The sequence below is a fragment of the Pseudomonas sp. HC1(2025) genome (genome assembly GCF_058742075.1).
Genome location: NZ_CP196017.1, coordinates 3,142,992 through 3,166,670, shown reverse-complemented (window position 1 = coordinate 3,166,670; position 23,679 = coordinate 3,142,992). Strand labels below are relative to the sequence as shown.

The window sequence follows — 23,679 nt, the reverse complement described above, 5'->3', positions numbered from 1 at the left end:
CTCAGTACCCCATTTTTTGCGCGCGGCTGCTGAAGAAGATGCCGCTGGGGCTGTCGGCCGGCAGGGTCTTGAGCAAGGTCAAACGATAAGGATCCCAGACCTGCACCTGCTGGCCGTCGCGAACCGACAACCACAGCTGCTCACCGCGCCCGGTGAATTCCATGTGCAGCACACCGGGGCCGGGGCGCAGGTCCGCGACCACCTGGTGGGTTTCACTGTCGAGTACCTGCACCCGATCGTTGTCGGGGTAGGCGAAGTTGACCCACAACTGGCGCCCATCGGGCCGTGCGGTGACAAAAATCGGCTGGCCGGCCACGGCGATGGCAGCGGTCTGTTGCCAGGTACGTGCGTCCATCACCAGCACCTGGTGCCGGCCCACGGCGGGCACGAACGCCTGGTTGTCGGCCACGGCCCAGCCTTCCAGATGCGGCATCTTGTACACCGGCAGTTTTTCCTGGCCGCGACCGTAATCGGCCAGCACGCGCTTGACCCCCAGTTCGGGGTGCCACAGGTCGAGCTGGGCCATGCCGTCCTCGCCAAACAAACCGGCCATGTAGTAACGGCCATCGGCAGTGATCAGCGCGTCATAGGGCTGGCGGCCAATACCGCTGAAGCGGGTGATGGCCGGGGTGTTGCCCTGGCTGAAATCGGCGCTCCAGATCTCGTCGGTATCAAACAGGCTGAACACAAAGCGCTGCCCTGGCGCATCCACCAGGCCCACCACCCGCGAGCGTTTGCCGTCGGCCACGGGCGTGGCCGGGATATCGGCCACCTGTTGCAGGGTCACCGCGTCGAACACCTTGACCCCGCCCGGTTGGTAGTTGGAGACCGCAATCAGGCGCCCATCCTGGCTGATCGCGCCGCCGATGCTGTTGCCGCCCTGGATCAGGCGTTGGTCGATGCGCTGGGTCAGCAGGTCGACCTTGGTCAACCCGCCGTCCCGGCCAAAGAGGTAGGCGTAGCGCTGGTCCCGGGAGAACACCGCCGAGGCGTGGGACAAATCCCCCAGCCCCTCGACCCGGGCCAGGCGCGCCTGGTGGCTGCTGTCGATAATCAGCAGGCTGCCGCTGGCACGCTCTACCACCAGGCCCAGGTCGCCGGTGCCGCGTAGCGGTGGCTGGACACAGGCCGTGAGCAACAGGCCGGCAATGCACACAAACAGGGGACGGATCATGGCGCAGGGGTTCCTTGCAGGAGGCGATCCACCAGCCAGGCAATTTCGCCGGCATTGAGCAACGGCGCCCAGCCAGGCATCGCCAGGGCAGGGCGGCCATAGGTCACGGTGGCAATCAGGGCATCGCGGGTCTGCCCGGCCAGGGCTTGGGGCGTCAGGGCCGGGCCCAGGCCACCGGTCAGGTGCAGACCGTGACAGGCCCCGCAGTCCTGGGTCAGCAGGTGTTCCAGCTGGACCTGGCGCGCAGGCACCGGTGCTCCGTGCACCGGCGCGGGAATGAGGAAAAGCAACGCCATGGCCGAACCGATCATCGAGACTTGCATGGCGTGCTCCTTGTGCTTATTTCAGGCTCAACACCCATTGGGCGAGGGTCAGGGCTTCGGCATCGGTGACGGGGTTGGCCGGCATCGGAATCGGTCCCCAGTTACCCTGGGTACCGTTCTTGATGTGGCTGGCCAAGGTTTTGTCAGCGTCCTTGACGCCGGCATTTTTTGCCGCGACTTCCTTGAGCGCCGGCCCCACCATCTTGCTGTCGATGGTGTGGCAGGCAGCGCAGGGTTTGCTCTTGAACAGCGCCGCACCATCCTCGGCAACGGCCGTGGACAGGCTCAACGCCGCGCCCAGGGCCGCGAGTGCAAGCAGGATATTTTTCATTGGGTTGCCTCTTGTTGATGAAGCTCAATAAATGTCGAATTGGGTGTTGTAGACATTGAACTTGCCGGTCGGGGTAATCAGGCGCTTGTCCTTGATCACGTTCTTGAGCTTGAGGGTCTTGTCATCGACCACCACCAGCGCCGACTCCTCTTCCTGGCCGTTCCACACCGAGAACCACACTTCATCGCCCGCCTTGTTGTATTCCGGCTGCACCACGCGCAGGGCGCCTTGCTTGATGCCCGACCATTGGGCAATCGGCAGCACGGTGTAGCCGGCGTCGAGCTTGTCGATATTGAACACGGCCACCGACTGGCTGAGCTTGGTGTCGGGGTTGAGGGTGGTGTCGACGTACAGGTGCCGCGAGTTGGGGTGGGTCTTGATAAACAGCGAGCCACCGCCCTGGCCATTGAGCGAGGTCACCTGCTTCCAGGCGTACTGCGGATGCTTGACCGGGTCGGTGCCGATCACCGAGACCCCACCGTCACCCAAGTGGCTGGTGGCCCATACCGGACCATATTGCGGGTGCACAAAGTTGGCGCCACGACCGGGGTGCGGGGTCTTGCCCACATCCACCAGGGCGGTGAGCTTGCGCTCCTTGGAGTCGATCACCGCGACCTTGTTGGAGTTGTTCGCGGCCGTCATGAAGTAGCGGTGGGTGCTGTCCCAACCGCCGTCATGCAAGAAAGGCGCGGCGTCGATGGTGGTGATGGTGAGGTTCTTGATGTCCTGGTAGTTGACCAGCATCACCTTGCCGGTTTCCTTGACGTTGACGATGAACTCCGGCCATTCGTGGGAGGCGATGATCGCCGCCACACGCGGTTCCGGGTGGTACTCCTGTTTGTCCACGGTCATGCCACGGGTCGAGACGATCTGCTTGGGCTCCAGGGTCTCGCCGTCCATGATGGTGAACTGCGGCGGCCAGTAGGAACCGGCAATCGCGTACTTGTCTTCATAGCCCTTGAACTTGGAGGTCTCCACCGAGCGGGCCTCGATGCCCACCTTGATCTCGGCGACCTTGGTCGGCTCGGCGGGCCACAGGTCGATCATGTCGATCTTGGCGTCACGGCCGATCACCAGCAGGTAGCGGCCCGAAGCAGAGATCCGCGAGATATGCACGGCGTAGCCGGTGTCGATGAGTTTGACGATTTTTTTGCTGTCGCCGTCGATCAGGGCGATTTTGCCGTCGTCACGCAGGGTGACGGAGAACAGGTTTTCCAGGTTCAGCGTGTTGAGCTGCTTCTTCGGGCGGTCTTGGGGCTTGACCAGTACCTTCCAGGTCTTGAGGGTTTCGGCCATGCCCCATTCCGGCGGCGTCGGCGCGGTGTGCTGGATGAAGGTTGCCATGCTGGTGATCTGCGCCTTGGTCAGCGCATTGGAGGTGCCCCAGTTCGGCATGCCGGCGGGGGAGCCGTAGGTGATCAAGGCTTCCAGATACGCCTGGCCCCGGGCCTGGGTGATGTCCGGGGTCAGCGGCTTGCCGGTGGCGCCCTTGCGCAACACACCGTGGCAGCCGGCGCAGCGCTCGAAGTAGATCTGCTTCGAAGCATCGAACTCGGCTTGGCTCAAGTCGGGTGCGCCGGGGCTCTTGACCATGGCCGTCGCCGGTGCAGGTGCAGCCGCGAAGGCCTGCGTTGAGAGGGCCAGGGCCAGCGCGCAGCTGAGCCTGGCCAGCGTCAGTACGAAGGGTGTTTTGTTGCGAGTCAGCATTCCATCTCTCCTCAGGCAAGACCTTTGCGATCCGGGTAGAACGCAGGTTCTTAGTGCCAGCAGAGACTATGTCGCGGCGGGTGAATGACCGCTTGACGGCGATCAAGTTTGCCTTGAGTACGGCTTGCCAGGTTGTCGCAGGGCCCCGTAGCGTGGCCGTCAAACCCGTTGCCCATGCAAGGTGCACCATGACCGAACCCTTCTACCAAGCCGTCAACAACGAGCATGAGTTGTTCGAACACGCCTGGCGCCACCGCATGCCAGTGTTGATCAAGGGCCCCACCGGCTGCGGCAAGACCCGCTTCGTCCAGCATATGGCCCATCGCCTGCAACTGCCGCTGTACACCGTGGCCTGCCACGACGACCTCAGCGCCGCCGACCTGATCGGCCGTCACCTGATCGGCGCCCAGGGCACCTGGTGGCAGGATGGCCCGCTGACCCGCGCGGTGCGTGAAGGGGGCATCTGCTACCTGGACGAAGTGGTCGAGGCGCGCCAGGACACCGCCGTGGTCCTGCACCCGGTGGCCGATGACCGTCGCGAGCTGTTCCTGGAACGCACGGGCGAAGTCCTCAAGGCGCCGCCGTCGTTCATGCTGGTGGTGTCTTACAACCCCGGTTACCAGAACCTGCTCAAGGGCATGAAACCCAGCACCCGCCAGCGCTTCGTGGCGATGCGTTTTGGCTATCCGTCGCCCCTGGAAGAAGAACGCATCGTCGCCCGCGAAGCCCAGGTAGACAGCGCCCTGGCGGCCCAGGTGGTACGCCTGGGGCAGGCCTTGCGCCGGCTGGACCAGCATGATCTGGAAGAGGTGGCGTCGACGCGCCTGCTGATCTTCACCGCGCGCCTGATCGCCGCGGGCATGCACCCGCGTGAAGCGTGCATGGCGTGCCTGGCTGAAGCGCTGAGCGATGATCCGCAAACCGTTGCGGCCCTGATGGACGTGGTTGATGTTCACTTCAGTTGAACGGCGCCTGCCGGGCGACCTGGCGATGTGGTTCTTCATCCTCGCCGAACTCTCGGTGTTTGCGCTGCTGATCCTCGCCTTTGCGGCGGCCCAGATGCTCCAGCCCCAAGCCTTTGCCGAAGGCCGCGCACAGCTGGATACCTCCACCGGCCTGGCTATGACCCTGAGCCTGCTGACAGCCGGCCTGCTGGCGGCGTTGGCGCAGCAACAGCTGCTTGCCGGCCAGCCTCGGCGGGTAAGTGGGTTATTGCTGTTGGGGCTGTCGGTGGCGGTGGTGTATGTGTGGATCAAGCTTGGCGAGTACGGGCACCTGGCCGCTGCCGGACTGGGGCTGGAGCACAGCACGTTCTTTACCCTGTACTGGATTCTGACCGGGTTTCACTTCCTGCATGTCCTGTTGGGGATGGTGATCCTGGCATGGCTGGCGTGGCACTGCTGGCGTGGGGCTTATGGACCGGGGCGCCAGTCGGGGTTCGAGTCAGGGGTGCTCTATTGGCACATGGTGGATCTGGTATGGGTGGTGTTGTTTCCCCTGGTGTACGTGTTGTGAGGCTGCTGGCCTGCTGGGGCGCGTTGGTGCTGCTGAGCGTAGGCACGGTCATGTCGGGCGCTGCGGGGCTGTGGTGGATAGTGGTGTTGGCAGCAGTGGCCAAGGCCTGGATGATTACCGATGGGTTTATGGAACTGCGGCATGCGCCCCCGGGGTGGCGGGCCGCGATGTTGGCCTGGCCGGTGGTGTTGGTGATGGGGATTGTGGTGATGCATTAAGGGCGCACATTTATCGAAACTGCCGCGCCGCTTACCTGTGGGCTTGCCCGCGATAGCAATACATCAGCCGAAGAACATACTGCCTGACCCACCGCCATCGCCGGCAAGCCAGCTCCCACATGTGATTTGTGGTGTGGCCAAATTCTCTACCCAAGCCAGCGTCCCCTGTAGGAGCGGGCTTGCCCGCGATAGCGGCACATCAGCCGAAGAACATACTGCCTGACCCGCCGCCATCACCGGCAAGCCAGCTCCCACATGTGATTTGTGCTGTGGCCAAATTCTCTGCCCAAGCCAGCGTCCCCTGTGGGAGCGGGCTTGCCCGCGCCTATATCACCGTTTCCGCCACGGGCACCACCCCTTGCGCGCCTCGCAGATACGACTGGTACAACGCCGCATACGCCCCCCCCTGTTCAATCAGCTGCCGATGCGGCCCGAGCTCCACCACCTGTCCATGCCGTACCACCGCAATGCGATCCGCATCCCGAATCGTCGCCAGGCGGTGGGCGATGATGATTGCCGTGCGCCCCTCGCACAACCGTCGCAAGGCCCGCTGGATGCGCCGCTCGGTATGGATATCCACCGCCGACGTCGCCTCGTCCAGCACCAGCACCGCAGGATCCGCCAGGTACGCGCGTACCAGGCACACCAGTTGCCGCTGGCCGTGACTCAGGTGTGCACCCAGTGGGCCGACTTCGGTGTGATATTGATGGGGCAGTCGCTCCAGCACTTCGTCGGCGCCCAGTTCGCGGGCTGCGGCGATCAGTCGGCTGTCATCGGCGTCCGGTGCCGCCAGGCGCAGGTTGTCGAGGATGCTGCCGCTGAACAACACGTTGTCCTGCAGCACCACCCCGACGTTGCGCCGCAGGGTGTGTTGCGCCAGTTCGCGCACATCGATGCCGTCAAGCAGCACCGCCCCCGTCTGTACCTCGTAGAAGCGCGTCAGCAGTTGCACCAAGGTACTTTTGCCATGCCCGGAAGGGCCGACAATCGCCAGCACTTGGCCGGCGGGGATGTGCAGGTCGAGATTGTTGATCACCGGTGCCTGCGCCCCCGGCGTATAGCTGAACCCCACCCCCTGGAAGTGCACTTCACCCCGCGCCCGCGCCAAGGTGGCAGGCGCGGCGCAGTCGGTGATCTGCGCCCGGGTATCGAGCAGCAGGAAAATCCGCTGGGCACTGGCCGACCCCGTGGCGTAGCGCTCGAACAGGTCGGACAGCTCCTGCAACGGCCCGAGGAACAAAAACACATAAAACAGGCTCTCCGCGACCTGGCCCACGGTCACATCACCCGCCGCCAGGCCGTAGGCGCCCACCAGCAACAGCACGGCAATCCCCGCCGAGCTGAGCAGCGCGGTAAACGGCGCAAACCAGCTGGAGCGCAAGCTGCCGCGAATCAAGGCGTGGTTGAAGTCATCCAGCAGGCCACGATAGCGCCGCAGGTTCGGCCCTTGCTGGGCGCACTGTTGCAACAGGCGTGCGCCGCTGACGCTTTCCACCAGGTGTGCGGTAAAGCGGCTGCGGTTTTCCGCGACCCTGGCCCAGTTGCGCTGGGATATCCGCTTGAAGCTCCAGGTCGCCAACACCAGCAGCGGTACCGTCGCCACCAGGCTGAGGAAGAAGCGCGGGTCGATGCGCCACAGCATCACCGAGGCCAGCCCACACCGCAGCAGGGCCCCGAGCAGTTCCGGCGGGCCCTGGATCAGCAGCGGTTCGAGGGCATCCACATCGCGATCGACCCGGGAAATGATGCGCCCGGCCCGGGTCTGGTCGAAGTAGCTGACACTCAAGCCCTGGACATGGGCAAACACCCGCACGCGCAGGGCGTTGAGCACCCCAATCGCCGCGCCCCCGGCGATGAACTGCGACACTCCGGCCAACAGGAAACGCAGCAGCCAACTGGCGGCCAACCCGAGGCCCAGCCATAGCACCAGGCGCTCATCCAGCAACCAGTGCTCGGCTTGTTGTACCAGGCCGCGGTCCAGCAGTTCACGCACAAACCAGGGGCGCAGGAACACGGTGAACACCAGCAGCACTTCAATGCCGATCACTGCCAGGATCTGCCGGCGGATCGGCTGCAGCAACGGCAGCAGGCGCTTGAACATGCTGCGGTCCAGGGCCTTTTTGGCAAGCATTTCTTCGATTTCGATATCGCTCAAGGCTTTGCCGGCGATTGGATTAGCCATGGTCGATCCCTAGCAGGTCGCGGTAGTGCGCGTTGGTGTGTTGCAGCTGGGCATGGGGTCCCTCGGCGGCGATCTTGCCGCCTTCGAGCATCAGCACCCGGTCGGCCAGGAGGATGGTCGAGAGCTTGCTGGAGATCACCAGCACCGTGGTGCCGCGCAGTTGCCGCAGGTTGTGCAGCACCAGGCGCTCGCTGATTGCATCGAGGGCGCTGGTGGCGTCGTCCAGGCACAGAATGTCTGGCGCACCGAGCAGCGCCCGCGCCAGGCACAGGCGTTGACGCTGACCGCCCGACAAGGTGACGCCGCGATCGCCCAGGGGTGTTTCCAGGCCCTGGGGCAAGCGCTGCAAGATGTCGTCGGCTGCTGCCATGCGCAGCGCCGCGTGCAGTTGTTCATCGGTGGCGCTGGGTGCGCTCAGGCGCAGGTTGGCCGCCAGGCTGCCGGCAAACAGGAAACTCTCCTGGGGCACGACATGCACGCGGCGACGCAACTGTGCGAGGTTCAGGCTGCGGATATCCTGCCAACCGTCCTGCGCCGAACCCAGCAGCACGCGCCCGGCACTGACGTCGGTCAGGCGCGGCAACAGGCTGGCCAGCAGGCTCTTGCCGGTACCGGTGGCGCCCACTAGGGCGACGATCTCCCCAGGCTGCAAGGTCAGCGAGCAATCCTGCAAAATGTCGCGGCCACCCCCCGGAGCGCTGACGCTGACGTGCTCCAGGCGCAAGCCCAGGGGGCTGGCGGGCAGGCTCGCGCTGCCGTCGCCAATCGCCAGCGGCGCGTCGAGCAACTGCCAGATGCGTTCGGCACTGGCCCGGGCGTCGGCGAAGGTCTGCATCACCCGGCCAATGCCCTCGATACGAAATACCAGGGTGGTGGCGATCAGCAGTGAGGTCACCAGTTCACCGATGTTCAACTGCCCGGCCGCCACCAGATGGGCGCCGTACACCAGGATCCACACATGGCCGAACGCGACCACCGCCTGGGGCAGGGGGATGCGCGAGCTGGAATAGGCCAGGGCCTGGCGTGCGAGGCTGGCAAACACCGCCACCTGGCTGGAGAAGCCGTTGATGCGCTGCTGCTCCAGGGCAAATGACTTGATCACCCGCACCCCACCGATGCCTTCGCTCAGGTCCTGGTTGACCCGGTCGTAGGCCGCGCCCACGGCGCGATCCAGGCTCACCAGGCGCTCGGTCTGGCGCACGAAAATCCACAGGCCGGTGACGGTCAACAGCAACGGCACCAGGCCCAGCAGCGGGTGATACCAGCTCAACAAGCCCACCGTGGCCAGCACCACCAGCGGTGTTTCTACCACCTGGCGCCAAAAGCTGATCAGCGCATCGCGCACCTTGTCGGCATCGCGGGTGGTACGGGTGATCATCTCGCCCATGCCGTGTTGCCAGTGATAGCCCAGGTGCAGGTTCTGCACCTGGTCGAGAATGCGCTCACGCAGGCGCGTCAGCAGCTCCTGGCTGAGCACCAGGGACAGCACGCTGGCCGCGTATTGCAACACCCCGCGCCCCAGCGCCACGGCCAGCATCAACCCCAGCCAGTACCAGCCAAGGCTGGCGTCGAGGCTGCCATCCGCCTGGCGTACCACCGCGTGCCCGGCGCTGACATCGTTGACCGCATGGCCGATCAGCCACTGCTGCCAGACCAGCCCGAGGTTGATCGCCACATACAGCGCGGCCACCAGGCAGAAGCGCCAGGGCATCTCCCGGTAGATCGCCAGGCTGCGTAAAAGAGGATGTTTTTCGCTCATGAAAAGCTCAATCAAAACCCTGTAGGAGCTGGCTTGCCAGCGATCGGGCCCGCAAGCCATGCGCCGGTTTTAAGGGCGCCATCGCCGGCAAGCCGGCTCCTGCCAGGGAGGGGGTTAGCGGGTGGTAGCGCCCTGGGTCTGCTTGGCATTGAGGATCGCGGTGTATTCGCCCGGGTCCACGCCGTTGAGGTAGTAGTTGCCCACGTGGTGCAAGCGCCAGCGGATCGGGTCATGGGTGGTGTGCACCCGGGCATTGCGCCAGAAGCGGTCCAGGTTCCATTTGCTCAGGGACGAGCTGGCGCCCAGCAGCGAGAAAATATCACTGGAGATCTTCAGCGAAGCAGCGTCCGAATGCGCCCGCGCAGTGGCCACCGACAGGATCAACTCGTCTTGCAGCTCCTTGTTTTCCGGGTCCAGTTCATGCTGGTCGAACACCCGCGCGGCGTCGCGCAACAGTGACTCGGCCGCGCGCAAGGCCACGGCGTACTCGCCGACCTGCTTGATGATGTGCGGTTCTTCATTGGCGTGGTCCACGCCGCTTTCCACCCATGGCCGGGCGTTGTGCTTGAGGTAATCGACGGCGGCGCCCAGCGCGCCGGCTGCAATCCCGGTGTCGATGGCGGCGTGGAGGATCTGCGGGAAGGTCAGCCCGGTGCGTTTCATCGGGCCCTTGCGTTGCGAGACGAAGGCTTCGTCCAGTTCGATAGCGTCAAAGCGCACGGTACCACTGACCGAATTTTTCTGGCCGAAGGCCTCCCAGTCATCGAGCAGGGTCAGGCCCGGGGTATTGCGGTTGAGCAGCACGCTGGCGCCGCCATCGTCACTGGCTGCGGTCAGCGAGATCCACTCGGCGAGGTAGGAACCGGTGGAGTAGAACTTGCTGCCATTGAGCACCAGCTTGCCGTCGGCGCGGCGTTCGACGCGGGTCTTGAGGGCGAACTTGTTTTTCCCGCCGACTTCCGCCAGGGCGTTGCCGAAACGTTTGCCGGCCAGTACATCGGCAATCAGTCGATCGCGCACGGCGTCGCTGTAGCCGCTGAAAATCCCGCGCAGCATCACGTTATGGATTTGCAGCAACTGGCCGACGCCGCCATCGGCCACCGAGACCAGGCGTACGGTTTCGACGATGGTCTGCACCGAGGCACCCAGCCCGCCAAAGGCCTTGGGCACGCCGATGGCGGTCAGGCCGCTTTCGGACAACAGCTGGGCCTGGCGCCAAGGCAGTTGGCCGTTTTGCTGGGGGTCGGCGGCGATCCGGGCGATCTCCAGGGCGATCTCCCGGGCGACGGCGATGGCCTCAGCCTCGCTGTGCAGTTGGCGTGTGGGTGCCTGTTCGAACGTGGTCATTGCTACTCATCCTTATGCTAGATCCCGCTCCCTGTAGGAGCCGGCTTGCCGGCGATGGCGTTATCAAGGACGCCATCGCCGGCAAGCCGGCTCCTACAGGGGAGTGCGGTGTTGAAGGGGCTTGAGCAAGTTCTGCGCCAACGCCTAAATGCGGGCTTGCGGCGGGCGGGGTGTTGCTGGAGCAGCAACCGCGTCACGCCGGCTGCTGGGTCAGCAGCAGTGCTGTTGGCAGGCCAGCAGCCCTCTGCCTGACGTTTGCGCCAAGCCCTTGCGCAGCGGGGCTTTGGCCATTTGGCACGGCCTCTGCAATAGCTCCCGGCAACTGCCTTGCCCAATTCAATGGAGCTGCCTATGACCCTTTGCGCTGTCTTGCCCACGCCCACCCTGGAGCAGATCTGGTTCACCCGTTGCCCGGTGCCGACCGCTTCCGGGATCGCCTACAAGCTGGGTTGGTTGAGCGAGGAATTCGCTGCCGACGGCCTGCCGGTCGCCACATTGCAGGAGGCTCGTCAACTGGGCCGTCACCATTACGATCACGACCTGCCGGGACTGTTTCGCGAAGGCGGCAACGTCCCGGCATTGGCCGCCCGCGCGGGTGGTGCACCAAGCCGCCTGATCGGCCTGACCTGGATTGAAGAGTGGCAAACCATCCTGGTCCGCCCGGACTCCGGCATCAGTCGTCCCGCAGACCTCAAAGGCAAGCGCCTGGCGCTGCCGGCCTGGGGCGACAACCGTCCCGGCAGCATCGCCCGGGCCATGAGCCTGCATGGCTACAAAGGCGCGCTGAGCCTGGCCGGCCTGGGCTTTGACGATGTACAGCTGGTGGAAGTGGCGTTGCAGGACCAACAACAGGCGCCTGACCCGCAGCAGGGTTTGCAGCGCCTGTGGTCCGGCCTGGATTACCTGGTGCGTGGCGAGGTGGATGCGGTGTACGTCAAGGGCGCATCGGCCGCCGATGCCGCGCGCCGCCTGGGGCTGGTGGTGGGCATTGACCTGGACCTGATCGCCGAGCCGCGCTACCGCATCAACAACGGCACGCCACGCCCGATCACGGTCCACCAGGACCTGCTGGACAACCATTTCGACCTGGTGGTGCGCTTCCTCGCGCAAACCCTTGGCGCCGCCGACTGGGCGGCGAATAACCGTGAGGCCCTGAACGCCATCCTCGAAGAAGAAACCCGCGCCGGCAGTGCCGGTGTGGCCGAGGCCTATCGCGGCGACTTCCACACCACATTGGCGCCGGATTTGTCGGCCCAGCGCCTGGAATTTCTCGGTGTCCAGAAAGATTTCCTCTACCTGCACGGCTTCCTGGAGCGCGATTTCGCCATCGCCGACTGGGTCGACCCGCGCCCCCTGCAAGCTGCCCATGAACTGTTGGCCAAGCGCCGCGCCTGAACCTGGAGAAACCCCATGACTGCGATTGTCCTCGCTCAACCCATCAGCCAGCCCCTGCAAGACTTCATCGACAAGGTGCTGCTGGAAGCCGAAGAGGCCTTCACCGTGTTCCGCGAAACCAACACCATCACCGCCAATGGCACGGTCGGCTTTGTCGAGCGCGTGCCCGGCGAAGAGCTGCTGGTGTCCGTCAACTACGGTGGGCCCTGGAACTACCGCAAGCCGCTACAGGCCACGGTCAGCGACTTTGCCGGCAACCTGATCTACGGCAAAGGCAAGGGCGGGGCAGGGCGCTACACCAAGCTGTTCGAGCAGCACCCGGACGTGACCACCGTGTCCCACGTGCACTCGCCGTACCTCGGCGCCTGGGCCCAGACCCACCGCACCTTGCCGTTCCACTACGTGCCGGTGCAGCGTTACCAACTGGCCCGCGAGCTGCCGGTGTACATCGACCGACGCCAGCAGGAAGTGGACTTCATCCTCGACAAAATCGCCGAGAACCCTTTCAACCTGGCGATCCTCGAAGCCAACGGCGGCGCCACGGTGTGGGGCAAGCAGGGCCTGCGCGCCACCGCAGAATTCATTGTGTTGCTGGAGGAGGGCGCGCAACTGCAATTGCTCGCCGACGCCCTAGGCGGCTCCCGCGCCTACGGCCCTGGGGTGCTGACCCAGCAATGGAAAATGAGCGGCCTGTATGAGCAAGCCACGGCCCTCGGCCTGGTCCCGGCCATCGACCGCCGCCCCTGACCCTTGTGGGAGCTGGTTTACCGCTATCGCCGGCAAGCCGGCTCCTACAGTGGGCCGGCGTCGCATCACCTTTGTAGGAGCTGGCTTGCCAGCGATGAAGCCGGTATGCCGAACGCCGATTGCCTGGCGTTTTATAGAATTTTTTCAAGGATGCTTTGCCATGGCTGTAAAAATCCTCTGGTACCTCACCACCCCCGATGGGCCATACCCTTGGGAGCCCGAAGGCCGCTGGAAAACCGACTTCGAACACCTCAAGCAGTTGGCCATCGCCAGTGACCGCCTGGGCTTCTACGGTTCGCTGCTCGGCTCCAGCCCCAACGAAAGCCTGGTGGTCGCCGCCTCGCTGATCGACGCGACCCAGCGCCTGCGTTTCCTGGTGGCGCAACACCCCGGCGAGCTGTCGCCGGCGGTCCTGGCCAAGTGGGCGTTGACCTTCGATCAGTTCTCCAACGGCCGCCTGCTGTTCAACGTGGTCAACGGCAACGACGCCGGCCTGGCCACCCTCGGCGTGCATTACCCCCACGACGAACGTTATGCCTTCAGCCTCGAATACTGGCGGGCGTTCCAGGGTTTCTACGCCGGCGATACCAGCGGTTTCGACGGCCAGTACGTCAAGCTCGCCCCCCGTGCCCCCGGCGCCGCCAATCATCCTTTGGGTGGCTGGCATCCGCCGCGCCAGAAACCCGGGATCCCCTTGTGGGGCGCCGGTACTTCCGGGCCCGGCGTGGCCCATTCGGTGCAGTTGCTCGACGTCTACCTGAGTTTTGCCAATACCCCGCCCAAGCTGGGCGACAAGTTTCGCAAGGTGGCCGCCGAAGCTGCAAAAATCGGCCGCGAACTGACCTTTGGCACGCGCCTGCAAATCATCGTGCGCGAGACCGAAGAAGAGGCGTGGGCCCACGCCGAGAAACTGCTGCAACGCACCTCGCTGCAAACCGCACGCAACGCCATCGAACGCCAGTTGCCGGCCGGCGTCAGCTTCGATGAGTTCCACAGCGACGATCCACAGACCCAGCGCAACCTCGAGACCATTCGTGCGGGCCGCCTACCCACCGCCCGCGACCTGGAGATCTACCCCAACGTATGGCTCGGCCCAAGCCTGTTTGGCTTCAATATCCTCGGCCCTGCGGCGGGCACCTACCTGGTGGGCAGCGCCGAGCAGGTTGCCGAGCGTATCCGCGAGTACGAGGCCCAGGGTACCTCGGCCTTTATCCTTTCCGGTTTTCCGCTGATTGACGAAGCGCACCGCGTGGCGGACCTGTTGTTCCCGCTGCTGGAGCTGGACCACGGCTTTGACGTGCCGCGTCTGGGCGTCACCCACAAGCTCGTGCAGCTGGATGAGGCCTGAGTATGGGTGATGGATTTTCCCGCCGAGCCTTCCTCGGCAGCAGCCTGACGCTGGGCGGCGGTTTGCTGCTCGGTGGCTGCGACGCAGGCCCGGCCAGCCAGGGCGCGGTGCTGCTGTCGAGCAAGCCGGTGAGTGGCGGACGCCTGCGTATCGGCATTATCGACGGCGACCAGTCCGGCAACCTCGATGCCCACAAGCCGGTGGGTGGCGGGATCATCCGGGGCTGGGCGCTGTACAGCAAGTTCTGGGAGTGGAACACCGACGTCAGCACCCGCCTGGCCCTGGCCGAATTCGCCGAGCCCAATGCCGATGCCAGCGCCTGGACCATCCGCATCAAGCCGGGCCTGGAGTTTCATCACGGCAAGACCATTGGCGCCGATGACATGCTGTTCTCGCTGCTGCGCCTGACCGATCCCAAGCTGGCGTCACCGTTTGCCGGGCTGGTGGGGGCGATTGACCGCAATGCCTTGCGCAAGCTCGATGAGCGCACCATCGAAATCCGCTTCAAGCAGGGGCAGAGCTTTTTCCCCCTGGATGAAACCCTGATCAGCTTTGGCGGCATTGTCCCCACCGACTACGACCCGGTGACCAACCCGGTCGGCGCCGGGCCCTACAAGCTCAAGCGTTTTGTTCCTGGCCAGCGCTCGCTCTACAGCCGCTTTGAAAACTACTACAAGCCCGGCCAGCCATACGCCGACGAGCTGGAAATCATTGAATTCAAGGATCAGGTGTCGCGCGTCGCAGCCCTGCGCGCCGGGCAAATTGACGTGGCCAGTGGGGTGCAGGCTGAACACAGCGCCTTGCTCAAGGCCGATGCGCGGTTGAGCCTGTGTGTCTCGCCAAGTACCTCGTTTACCGGCTTGAACCTCAACCTGGCCAAGCCACCGTTTGACGATGTGCGGGTGCGCCAGGCCTTCCGCTTGTTGGCCGATCGCCAGGAACTGGTGGACCGTGGCCTCAACGGCTTTGGGCGAATCGCCAACGACCTGTATTCGCCCCACGACCCGACCTACAACCACACGCTGGCCCAGCGCCCGTATGACCTGGAGCAAGCGCGTTCACTGCTGCGCCAGGCCGGGCAAAGCGATCTGCGCGTGGAACTGACCAGCACCCCGGGCCCCGGCGTCAATGCGGCACTGGTGTTCGCCCAGCAGGCAAAAAAGGCCGGGGTCGAGGTGCGCGTGACCCAGGTTGACGGCGCGGTATTCAACGGCCCGCAGCGGGAACAATGGCAAGTGTCGCCCGGCTCGACCCCGGCCCGGGGTTTCCTGGCGTCGGCGTTGCACAACGACGCGCCCCTGGCGATCTACAACCGCAGCAACTTCCATGACCCCCGTTTCGCCGACCTGTACCGCCAGGCCCTGGCCCAACCCGACCTGGCGCTGCGCAAAGGCCTGGTGCACGAGGCCCAGCAGATCCAGCACGAGCGCGGTGGCCTGCTGATCTGGGGCTTCAACGATGTGCTGGATGCCGCCTCGGTACGGGTTGGCGGGCTGGGCCCGGAACAGACTACCTTTGCCTCCTGGCGCTTTGATGAGTTGTGGTTGAACCATGTCTGAGTCGTCCTGCGTCAGCCCACACCGCGCCCCACGTACACCGGCCTGGCTGTCCTGGTTTATCGGGCGCCTGGGCTACGGCCTGCTTACCGCCTGGGTCATCAGCCTGGTGGTGTTTATCGCCACCCAGGCACTGCCATCCGACCCGGCGCGAGTGATCCTCGGCCCGGATGCGCCGCTGGAAAGTATCCTTACCCTGCAACGCCAACTGGGCCTGGACCAGCCGATCCTCTGGCAATACGTGCGCTGGCTGGGCGCCGCCTTGAGCGGTGAACTGGGGGTGTCGCTGGACTCCAACGCGCCGGTGGCCAGCATCCTCTGGGGGCGGTTTGGCTACACCCTGGCGTTGCTTGCCGGGGTGATCGCGCTGGTGGTGCCGGCAGCCCTGGTGCTTGGCGTGTCCCTGGCTTTGCGCCGGGACAGCACCCTGGACCGCTGGAGCCTGTCGCTGTTGATTTTCCTCAAGGCCACGCCGGGGTTTCTCCTGGCCATCGGCCTGGTGCTGCTGTTTTCCATGCCCCATATGGGCTGGCTGCCGGCCGTGTCGATCCTCGATCCGGACCTGTCGCTATGGCGCCAACTTAAGTTCCTGATCCTGCCGGTGTTGGCCCTGAGCCTGTCGGCGCTGCCTTATCTGACGCGCATGGTGCGCGCGGCGCTGATTGACGCGCTGGAATCCGACTACGTGATCGCCGCGCGCCTGCGCGGCATTCCCAGGTGGCGCATTGTCTGGTGCCACACCTTGCCCAATGCCCTGGTGCCGGCGATCCAGGGTGTGGCCCTGACCCTGCGCACGCTGATCGGCGGCGCGGTGCTGGCCGAGGTGATCTTCAGCTACCCCGGCATCGGCACTGCCCTCAATGCGGCGATCCAGATGCGCGACCTGCCGATGATCCAGGCCATTGTGCTGGTGATCACCCTGGCGGTGGTGCTGATCAATCTGCTGGCCGACCTGTTGACGGTGCTGCTGACCCCCAAACTGCGCACGGCCCGCCGTGTGACCATGATCCAGCGCAACCGCCGGGGCATTACCCCGTGGTGGCGGCGCTCCCGAGGTGATGCATGACGACCCCTGGCACTTGGCGCTGGCTGGCTGAACCCCAGGCCCGCAAAGGTTTGGTGATTACCCTGCTGGTGGTGGCCGTGGCCCTGGTCGGCCCCCTGTTGGCACCGCACGGCCCGACGGACATGGTCGGCCCGGTGTACGGTGCGCCGGCCGGTGGGGCCTGGCTGGGCTACGACTTTCTTGGTCACGATGTGCTGTCGCGCTTGCTCAGTGGCGGCCTGTCGGTGTTGTGGATGTCAGTGGCCGCGGCGGTCATCGCCCTGGCCATCGGTACCACCCTGGGCTTGCTCGCGGGCCTGTCGCGGCGGCGCCTGGATCAGTTGATTACCTGGTCGGCAGACGTCTGCCTGGCGTTTCCCGACCTGATCCTGGTGCTGTTGATCGTGTCGATGCTCGGGCGTGCGCCCTGGCTGATTGTGCTCACGGTGTCGATCGCGTTCATCCCTGGGGTGATCCGCCTGGCGCGGGCCAGCGCGGTGGCCGTGGCGGGGCAGGAGTTTGTCGAGGCGGCGCAGATGATGGGCTATTCCCGACGGCGCATTCTGTTCCAGGAGATCCTGCCGAACATCCTCACGCCGTTGTTGGTGCACTTGGGCAACATGCTGACCTGGGGTGTAGGCATGCTCTCGGGCCTGAGCTTCCTCGGCTATGGCGTGGCCCCGCCGACGGCGGACTGGGGCCTGATGATCAACGAAAACCAGGCCGGGCTGCTGGTCCAGCCCTGGGCCGTGCTCGCGCCGGCGCTGCTGATCGGCGTATTCGCCTACGGCACCAATATCCTCGCCGAAGGCATCGGCCGCAGCAGTGCGCGGATGGGAGAAAAACAGCCATGAACGCCATTACCGAAATCGACACCCGGGTGTTGCAGGTCCAGGACTTGCGGGTGGAACTGCCGGGCCAGGTGGATGTGGTGTCCGGGGTGTCCTTCACCCTGCAGGCCGGTGAAATTCTGGGCCTGGTGGGGGAGTCCGGCTCGGGCAAGACCACGCTGGCCACGGCCTTGCTGGCCCATGCCCGGCGCGGCGCACGCATCGTTGGCGGGCAGGTGCAGGTGGCCGGCCAGGCCTTGTTGGAGCTGCACGGCGAAGCCTTGCGCCAGGCCCGTGGCAGCCTGATCGGCTACGTTGCCCAGGACCCTGCCACCGCGCTGAACCCGGCGTTGCGCATTGGCACATTGTTGGCCGAAACCCTGGCCGCCCATCAACGCCCTCTCGATCGCGCCACACAACAGCAGCGCATTGCCCAGACCCTGGTCGACGTGGGCTTGCCTGGCGACCATGAGTTCCTGCGGCGCTTTCCCCATCAATTGTCCGGTGGTCAGCAACAGCGGGTGATGCTGGCGCTGGCCTTCGTCCTGCGCCCGCGCCTGATTGTGCTGGATGAGCCGACCACGGCCCTGGACGTCAGCACCCAGGCGCACATCCTCGCCACGTTGCGCCGGCTGTGCAAAAGCCAGGGCGTGGCGGCGGTGTATGTGTCCCACGACCTGGCGGTGATCAAGGATCTGGTGGACCGGGTGATGGTCATGTATGCCGGGCGTATCGTCGAATCCGCCAGCCGCGCCGCACTGTTCAGCCTGCCGTCCCATCCGTATACCCGAGGCTTGTTGGCGGCGATCCCCGATGTGGCCGGGCGCCGCGAATTACAGGCCATCGCCGGCCACGCCCCAGCGCCTGGGCAACGCCCCCAGGGCTGTGGTTTCGGCCCGCGCTGCGCGCGTTTTGGCCCACGTTGCGCGCTGGCCGAGCCTGCGTTGCAGGCGTTTGCGCAGGGCCACACGGTGGCCTGTTTCGACCCCCATGACCAACCGCCGCAGGTCATTGCCCTGACACCGATTGCCGACAGTCATGGGCAAACCGCTGCGCCGTTGCTGGAGATATCCGGCCTGAACGTCGCCTATGACCGCCAGGTGTTGTTCGAGGTGTCGTTGCAACTGCGCCCGGGCGAATGCCTGGCGCTGGTGGGTGAGTCGGGCTCCGGCAAGACCAGCCTGGCCCGGGCCGTCGCCGGTCTTGGCGAGAACGCCGAGGGCGAGCTGCATTATGCCGGGCGCCCCTTGCCCCTCCAGGCGAGGCAACGGGACGCGGGGCTGCGCCACCAGATCCAATACATCTTCCAGAACCCGTACCGCGCCTTGAATCCCCGGCAAACCGTGTACCAGACCCTCAGCGCACCGCTGCAGCACTTTTTCGCGATCAACGGCCAAGCTGCCCGCGAACGAGTGCATGGCGTACTCAAGCGTGTCTCGCTGGCAGCCTCGGTGGCCGACCTGTATCCCCACAGCCTGTCGGGCGGCGAACGCCAGCGCGTGGCCATTGCCCGGGCCCTGCTGTGTGAGCCGACCCTGCTGATCTGCGATGAAATCACCTCGGCGCTGGATGTCTCGGTACAAGCCTCGATCCTCGACCTGCTGCGCCAACTACAGCGTGACGGCTTGACGTTGCTGTTCGTGACCCACGACCTGGGCGTGGTACGGGCGATTGCCGACCGGGTGCTGGTGCTGAAAACGGGGCGGGTAGTGGAGCAGGGCGCGGTGGACCAGGTGCTGGACCAGCCCCAGGCGGCGTATACCCGCACGTTGCTTGAGCATTCGCCGACATTGGGCTGATGGGCACCGCTGCGCGGTGATCGCCGGCAAGCCGGCTCCTACAATGCAAATGCATACTCCTGTAGGAGCCGGCTTGCCGGCGATCGCGCCCTCACGGACACATCCTGCGTCAATGCCACACCTCACTCTTGCATTCCCCGCACTAGCCTTTCCCTTCTGTATTTCCAACAGGAGGACAAAGGATTGTCCACACTTCCTCACGCTAAAAATCTGCGCAATGGCCGCTATTCTCAATCTGGTCAGATCTACCTACTTACCGCCGTCACTCAACATCGCGCACCGGTCTTTGCCGACTGGTGTGTTGGCCGATTGGTTGTGCATGAATTTCGCCACGCACAGATCGAAGGCCTCGCCGACTCCCTGGCCTGGGTGGTGATGCCTGATCATTTTCATTGGCTGATCGAACTCAAGCAAAGCACTCTCCCTGCGCTGATGCTTGCCACCAAATCCCGCAGCGCTCGCGCGGTGAACGCGCGTATGGGCCGGTCAGGTCGGTTCTGGCAGAAGGGTTTCCATGATCGAGCGATTCGCCGTGAGGAGGACCTTGCGACAGTCGCCCGCTACATCGTCGCCAACCCGTTGAGGGCCGGGTTGGTAACGCGGGTGCATGATTATCCGTTGTGGGACGCGATATGGGTTTGAATCTACCGACGCAATCGCCGGCAAGCCGGCTCCTACAATGCATATGCGGCTTGCCGCCGCCGTACCTCTTCATGCACCGCCGGAATGATCCAGCGTCCGTAATCCACTGTGTCGTACAACGGGTCGTATCCCCGGTTGAGAAAGGTCGTCACTCCCAGGTCCACATAGTCGAGCAACGCCTGGGCCACGGTTTCCGGGGTGCCGACCAGGGCGGTGGTGTCGCCGTAGGCACCGACAGCGGTGGCGGTGGGCATCCATAGGGCGCGGTCGTGGCGGTCGCCCTGGGCGGCGGCGGCCAGCAGGCGTTCGGAGCCGGTGCCCTTGATTCGTTTCTGCCACGGGCTGCCTGCGGCAAACTGCGGGTTGGCCTTGATCTGCGCGAGGATCTGCTCGGCCCGTTGCCATGCCAGTTCCTCGGTCGCGCCCAGGATCAGGCGCACCGACAAACTCACCCGTAGCGCCTGCACCCCCGCCGCGCTGGCGGCGGCCTTGAGCTTGCCGATCTGTTCGGCGACGCCGCTCAACGGTTCGCCCCACAGCGCGTAGAGGTCCGCATGCTTGACCGCAATCTGATAGGCAATGTCCGACGAGCCGCCAAACGAGATTGGGATATGGGGCTGCTGCAAGGGCTTGACCGGCGAGAACGCGCCCTTGATGTTGAAGTACTCGCCCTCGAAGTCGAACGGCTCTTCGGCGGTCCAGGTGCGCCGCACAATCTCCAAGTACTCATCGGTGCGTTTGTAGCGCGCGGTCTTGTCCAGCAGGAAGTCACCTTCCTGGGGTTCGGCGGTGATCCCGGTAATCGCGTGCAGGCGGATTCGCCCGCCACCGGTGGTGTGATCCAGGGTGGCGAATGAGCGGGCGGCGACCGTCGGCGGGGTCAGGCCCGGCCGGTGGGCGATCATGAAACCCAGGCGCTCGGTGTGGGCCGCCGCATACGCGGCGATCTGCAAGCTGTCGGCGCTGCCGGGGCCGCTGGCGATCAGCACGCGGTCAAAGCCCGCATGCTCATGGGCGCGCGCATGGTGGCGGATAAAATCGAGGTCAAAGTCGGGGCTGCGAACGCCACGGGTCTCGGACCACTGGCGAGGGAAAATCATGCCGACAAATTCAATGGACATGGGGTGCTCCGGTCAGAACTGATAGTCGACCTGGGCCAGCAGCGTGCGGCCAGGCATGGGTTGCAAAAAGGTATTGGTGGAACCGGCCAGGCCGCTGACGAAGTTCAGCTCGTTGGTCAGGTTCAGCACGCGCAAGGTGGTGCTCCACTGCGGCTGGCGGTAGTACACGGCAAGGTCGAGGTTGTATTCGTTGGGGATCTTCACGGTCTTGCTCAGGTTCAAGTACCAACTGCTGGTCCACCAGCCGGACAGTTCGGCACCCAAGCCCGAGTCGAAGCGATAATCCACATAGCCACTGGCGGTGTATTCGGGGATCTGCACCGCATCAAAGCGCCCGGACGCGCGCTGGTTGAGGCTGTTGTTATCGCCAAATACGGTGCCGTTGTCGGGGATGAACCCGGCGGAGGCAAAGCCGGCCTGGGAGGTGAATTCGTTGTAGGCATTGAGCTTGGACAGGTTCAGGCCGCTGCGCAGATGCTCGTCGGGCTGGTAGCGCACGGTGGCCTCGACGCCTTTGATGATCAGCCTGGCAATGTTGTTATTGCTGTCGGGCGCCTGGTCCCGGGCCTGCTTGAAGGCGGCCAGGGTCATGAACAGCTCGTTGGGCACGGCCTCGACCTTGACCCCCACTTCGTGCAACACGCTCAGGCTCTGGAACGCCAGCGGGTTGAGCTGGTTGGCGCCAGTGCCGCTGCCCCAGCCCAGGCCGTTGGAAAAGAACCCGGTGTTGACGGCCAGCGAACGGTCGAAGGTGTAGTAGAGCGTGGTGTTGTCCGTGGGCTTGACGTAGGGGCTGAGCTGGAAGGCAAACAGGCGGTAGTTGTCGCTATCCTGGCGCCGATTGCCACCGGCCAGCACGAACGGGTTCTCGATCTCGGCTTCGATCCAGCTGCGGCTGGCGCCGATATTCAAGCCCAGGTAATCGCCATATTTGAGGTTGTGCTGGCTGAACAGGGTTTTGGTGACCCAGGTGCTTTCGGCGGTGTAGGGCGCTACCGACTCGGCGTACAACCCATGCCCGGCCGGGAACATCGCCGGCAGGCTCAACCAGCCGTAGTAGTTGGAGTATTGCGCGACGCCCGGTTGGCCGATCCACGCGCCATTGCCGCCGGCCGGGTTGGCACCGGTCAGGCCCAGCAGGTCGCCGGGGTTCTTGCCGGACGGGTTTTGGGTCAGGTCATAGGCGTTGATGGTCGAGCCGAAGCTGTTGTTGGCGGCAATCGACTGGTTGGACTCACGGCGGTAAATCAGCCCGCTGTTGCTGTCATCGCGCAGGGTCCAGGGGCCGAGGCGGGTTTCATTGCGTGAGCGAAACTCAAAGCGGTTGTCGAAGATATTGTCCTTGGACTGCACCTGGAACGCACCCACCGCGTTGGTGGTGTCCCGGGAGCGCTGGTAGAACGTGCTGTTGGCGACGGTGATGGTCGGCGACAGGTCGGCCTCGATGCGCAGTTGCGTGGTAAAGCGCCGGGAGCTGCTTTCGTCCTCCTTGCGTTGCCCGGTTTGCGACGATAACGAGCGTTCGCCATTGCCTGCCAGCGTGGGGTCATATACCCAGCCGCGCAGGCTGCCGGGGTTGGCCTGGGTGTTGGGCGAGGCATTCTGGAAGCTGCCGTCGACCACGGCGTATTGGCCCTGGGCATTGCGCTGGCGCTGCACCCAGCCCAGGGTCGGGGCATCGGCGGCCCCCGAGGCCAGGACCGGCGACCACAGGGTGTTGCCGTTCTGGATAATCGGTGTGGCGCGGCCGGCGTAATACTTGCCGTGGTCCACCAGGTCCTGGGTTGCGCGGTTCCAGCCGTGGGTGATGTTGTAGTCGTAGTAATCGTCGTAGCTGGCGTTCCAGTCCACCCGCACATTGTCATTGCGCCAGGCCAGGGCACCGTAGAACGCGTCGAAATTGTTGTCGACGTTGTCGTAGAAGTCCTCCTGGCGCTGCTTGGTGATACTCAGGCGATAGGCCAGGTTGTCGCTGAGCGGGCCGGTGTTATCGACACTGAACTTGCCGCTGCTGCGTGAGGTGCCATCGGGTATCCACGAGCCCACTTCGCCGCTGAGCCTGGTCTTGAACTGGTTGAAGTCGGGTTTCTTGCTCAGGTAGTTGACGTAGCCGCCACTGCCGGACACCGAGCCATAGGTCACCGACGAAGGCCCGGCGACGATATCGGCGCCTTCATAGGCGTTGAAATTGGCCGGATGGCGCACGCCATAAGCGCGTTGGCCATCCTGGAACACTTCCGAGCCCTGGGCGCGGAACTGCGGGGCAATCCCGGCGTTCTGCCCACCGCCGCGGGTGATGCCGGGGGCATATTTGACCAGGTCGTCGGCGCTGCGGATCGAGTCGTTGGCCAACTGCTCGGCATTGATCTGCACAACTGAGCGTGGCGTGTCGAGCACCTTGGTTTCGGTGCCGCCATAGACCGAGGTCGGTGGGCGGGTGGGCAGGGCGTCGTCCTCGGACGCGCTGGCACTGGCCTGCACGGTCACGGTTTGCAGTTGGGTATCGGCGGCAAAGGCCTGGATTGGCAGGCCTGCCGCCAGCAGCAGGGGTAAACGCAAGGCGATAGCGTGCATGGCAAAAATGCCTCATCAAAAAATAAAAGGATGGCCCCCTGTAGGAGCCGGCTTGCCGGCGATGAG

Annotated in this window: 20 protein-coding genes; 11 read left to right on the top strand and 9 right to left on the bottom strand. The window is 64.7% G+C overall.

Going from position 1 to position 23,679, the window contains the following annotated elements:
• Nucleotide 1: 1 nt before the first annotated feature.
• The 4 genes from ACSSVH_RS14165 to ACSSVH_RS14150 are packed head-to-tail and all read right to left on the bottom strand — an operon-like array spanning nucleotide 2 to nucleotide 3,535.
• Entirely contained in the window at nucleotides 2-1,174 is a 1,173-nt protein-coding gene (locus tag ACSSVH_RS14165; RefSeq protein WP_170041266.1) for a cytochrome D1 domain-containing protein, read from the bottom strand.
• On the bottom strand, nucleotides 1,171-1,497 hold the full coding sequence (locus ACSSVH_RS14160; RefSeq protein ID WP_432754228.1) for a c-type cytochrome: 327 nt from the start codon (nucleotides 1,495-1,497) through the stop codon (nucleotides 1,171-1,173). Before ACSSVH_RS14160 ends, ACSSVH_RS14165 begins: the two co-directional genes overlap by 4 nt.
• A 16-nt stretch (nucleotides 1,498-1,513) precedes the next feature.
• Complete coding sequence (locus tag ACSSVH_RS14155; protein ID WP_169953116.1) at nucleotides 1,514-1,828, bottom strand: c-type cytochrome; 315 nt, start codon at nucleotides 1,826-1,828, stop codon at nucleotides 1,514-1,516.
• Between the two features lie 24 nt (nucleotides 1,829-1,852).
• Nucleotides 1,853-3,535 carry a cytochrome D1 domain-containing protein gene (locus tag ACSSVH_RS14150; RefSeq protein WP_169953118.1) on the bottom strand — a complete coding sequence of 561 codons (1,683 nt, stop codon included), beginning with the start codon at nucleotides 3,533-3,535 and terminating at the stop codon, nucleotides 1,853-1,855.
• Nucleotides 3,536-3,723: 188 nt separating this feature from the next.
• Between ACSSVH_RS14150 and ACSSVH_RS14145 the strand changes: the two genes are divergently transcribed.
• Genes ACSSVH_RS14145 through ACSSVH_RS14135 form a run of 3 tightly spaced genes read left to right on the top strand, consistent with a single transcriptional unit; the run spans nucleotide 3,724 to nucleotide 5,268 of the window.
• Complete coding sequence (locus ACSSVH_RS14145; protein WP_169953120.1) at nucleotides 3,724-4,500, top strand: CbbQ/NirQ/NorQ/GpvN family protein; 777 nt, start codon at nucleotides 3,724-3,726, stop codon at nucleotides 4,498-4,500.
• Nucleotides 4,484-5,050: a cytochrome c oxidase subunit 3 gene (locus ACSSVH_RS14140; protein WP_492633339.1), complete on the top strand. Its 567-nt coding sequence runs from the start codon at nucleotides 4,484-4,486 to the stop codon at nucleotides 5,048-5,050. Before ACSSVH_RS14145 ends, ACSSVH_RS14140 begins: the two co-directional genes overlap by 17 nt.
• Nucleotides 5,047-5,268: a cytochrome C oxidase subunit IV family protein gene (locus ACSSVH_RS14135; protein WP_407073414.1), complete on the top strand. Its 222-nt coding sequence runs from the start codon at nucleotides 5,047-5,049 to the stop codon at nucleotides 5,266-5,268. The genes ACSSVH_RS14140 and ACSSVH_RS14135 overlap by 4 nt, the downstream gene beginning before the upstream one ends.
• 325 nt (nucleotides 5,269-5,593) lie before the next feature.
• Here ACSSVH_RS14135 and ACSSVH_RS14130 read toward each other — a convergent pair whose 3' ends face one another.
• The 3 genes from ACSSVH_RS14130 to ACSSVH_RS14120 all read right to left on the bottom strand — a co-directional run bounded on the left by ACSSVH_RS14130 (nucleotide 5,594) and on the right by ACSSVH_RS14120 (nucleotide 10,556).
• Nucleotides 5,594-7,450 (bottom strand): ABC transporter ATP-binding protein, encoded by a 1,857-nt coding sequence (locus tag ACSSVH_RS14130; RefSeq protein ID WP_492633338.1) that lies wholly within the window; start codon nucleotides 7,448-7,450, stop codon nucleotides 5,594-5,596.
• On the bottom strand, nucleotides 7,443-9,209 hold the full coding sequence (locus tag ACSSVH_RS14125) for an ABC transporter ATP-binding protein (protein ID WP_432754225.1): 1,767 nt from the start codon (nucleotides 9,207-9,209) through the stop codon (nucleotides 7,443-7,445). Before ACSSVH_RS14125 ends, ACSSVH_RS14130 begins: the two co-directional genes overlap by 8 nt.
• 114 nt (nucleotides 9,210-9,323) lie before the next feature.
• A complete protein-coding gene (locus ACSSVH_RS14120; RefSeq protein WP_169953132.1) occupies nucleotides 9,324-10,556 on the bottom strand; it encodes an acyl-CoA dehydrogenase family protein in 1,233 nt (410 codons plus the stop codon).
• A 351-nt stretch (nucleotides 10,557-10,907) separates the two neighbouring features.
• Here ACSSVH_RS14120 and ACSSVH_RS14115 point away from each other — a divergent pair, with 351 nt between their 5' ends.
• The 8 genes from ACSSVH_RS14115 to ACSSVH_RS14080 all read left to right on the top strand — a co-directional run bounded on the left by ACSSVH_RS14115 (nucleotide 10,908) and on the right by ACSSVH_RS14080 (nucleotide 19,918).
• The gene (locus ACSSVH_RS14115; RefSeq protein WP_169953135.1) at nucleotides 10,908-11,951 is read left to right on the top strand and encodes an ABC transporter substrate-binding protein; all 1,044 of its coding nucleotides are present in this window, start codon (nucleotides 10,908-10,910) and stop codon (nucleotides 11,949-11,951) included.
• Nucleotides 11,952-11,966: 15 nt separating this feature from the next.
• The gene (locus ACSSVH_RS14110; protein WP_492633337.1) at nucleotides 11,967-12,698 is read left to right on the top strand and encodes a class II aldolase/adducin family protein; all 732 of its coding nucleotides are present in this window, start codon (nucleotides 11,967-11,969) and stop codon (nucleotides 12,696-12,698) included.
• 160 nt (nucleotides 12,699-12,858) lie between these two features.
• Complete coding sequence (locus ACSSVH_RS14105; protein ID WP_169953139.1) at nucleotides 12,859-14,046, top strand: LLM class flavin-dependent oxidoreductase; 1,188 nt, start codon at nucleotides 12,859-12,861, stop codon at nucleotides 14,044-14,046.
• Nucleotides 14,047-14,048: 2 nt separating this feature from the next.
• Nucleotides 14,049-15,605, top strand: coding sequence for an ABC transporter substrate-binding protein (locus ACSSVH_RS14100; protein ID WP_432754222.1), 1,557 nt, complete (start codon nucleotides 14,049-14,051; stop codon nucleotides 15,603-15,605).
• The gene (locus ACSSVH_RS14095) at nucleotides 15,598-16,668 is read left to right on the top strand and encodes an ABC transporter permease (protein ID WP_432754221.1); all 1,071 of its coding nucleotides are present in this window, start codon (nucleotides 15,598-15,600) and stop codon (nucleotides 16,666-16,668) included. The genes ACSSVH_RS14100 and ACSSVH_RS14095 overlap by 8 nt, the downstream gene beginning before the upstream one ends.
• Nucleotides 16,665-17,501 carry an ABC transporter permease gene (locus ACSSVH_RS14090; protein WP_169953145.1) on the top strand — a complete coding sequence of 279 codons (837 nt, stop codon included), beginning with the start codon at nucleotides 16,665-16,667 and terminating at the stop codon, nucleotides 17,499-17,501. The genes ACSSVH_RS14095 and ACSSVH_RS14090 overlap by 4 nt, the downstream gene beginning before the upstream one ends.
• Nucleotides 17,498-19,276 carry a dipeptide ABC transporter ATP-binding protein gene (locus ACSSVH_RS14085; protein ID WP_170041273.1) on the top strand — a complete coding sequence of 593 codons (1,779 nt, stop codon included), beginning with the start codon at nucleotides 17,498-17,500 and terminating at the stop codon, nucleotides 19,274-19,276. The genes ACSSVH_RS14090 and ACSSVH_RS14085 overlap by 4 nt, the downstream gene beginning before the upstream one ends.
• 183 nt (nucleotides 19,277-19,459) lie before the next feature.
• The gene (locus ACSSVH_RS14080) at nucleotides 19,460-19,918 is read left to right on the top strand and encodes an REP-associated tyrosine transposase (protein ID WP_172311567.1); all 459 of its coding nucleotides are present in this window, start codon (nucleotides 19,460-19,462) and stop codon (nucleotides 19,916-19,918) included.
• 32 nt (nucleotides 19,919-19,950) lie between these two features.
• Here ACSSVH_RS14080 and ACSSVH_RS14075 read toward each other — a convergent pair whose 3' ends face one another.
• On the bottom strand, nucleotides 19,951-21,039 hold the full coding sequence (locus ACSSVH_RS14075) for an LLM class flavin-dependent oxidoreductase (protein WP_492633336.1): 1,089 nt from the start codon (nucleotides 21,037-21,039) through the stop codon (nucleotides 19,951-19,953).
• Nucleotides 21,040-21,051: 12 nt separating this feature from the next.
• Nucleotides 21,052-23,613 (bottom strand): TonB-dependent receptor plug domain-containing protein, encoded by a 2,562-nt coding sequence (locus ACSSVH_RS14070; RefSeq protein ID WP_492633335.1) that lies wholly within the window; start codon nucleotides 23,611-23,613, stop codon nucleotides 21,052-21,054.
• Nucleotides 23,614-23,679 lie beyond the last annotated feature (66 nt).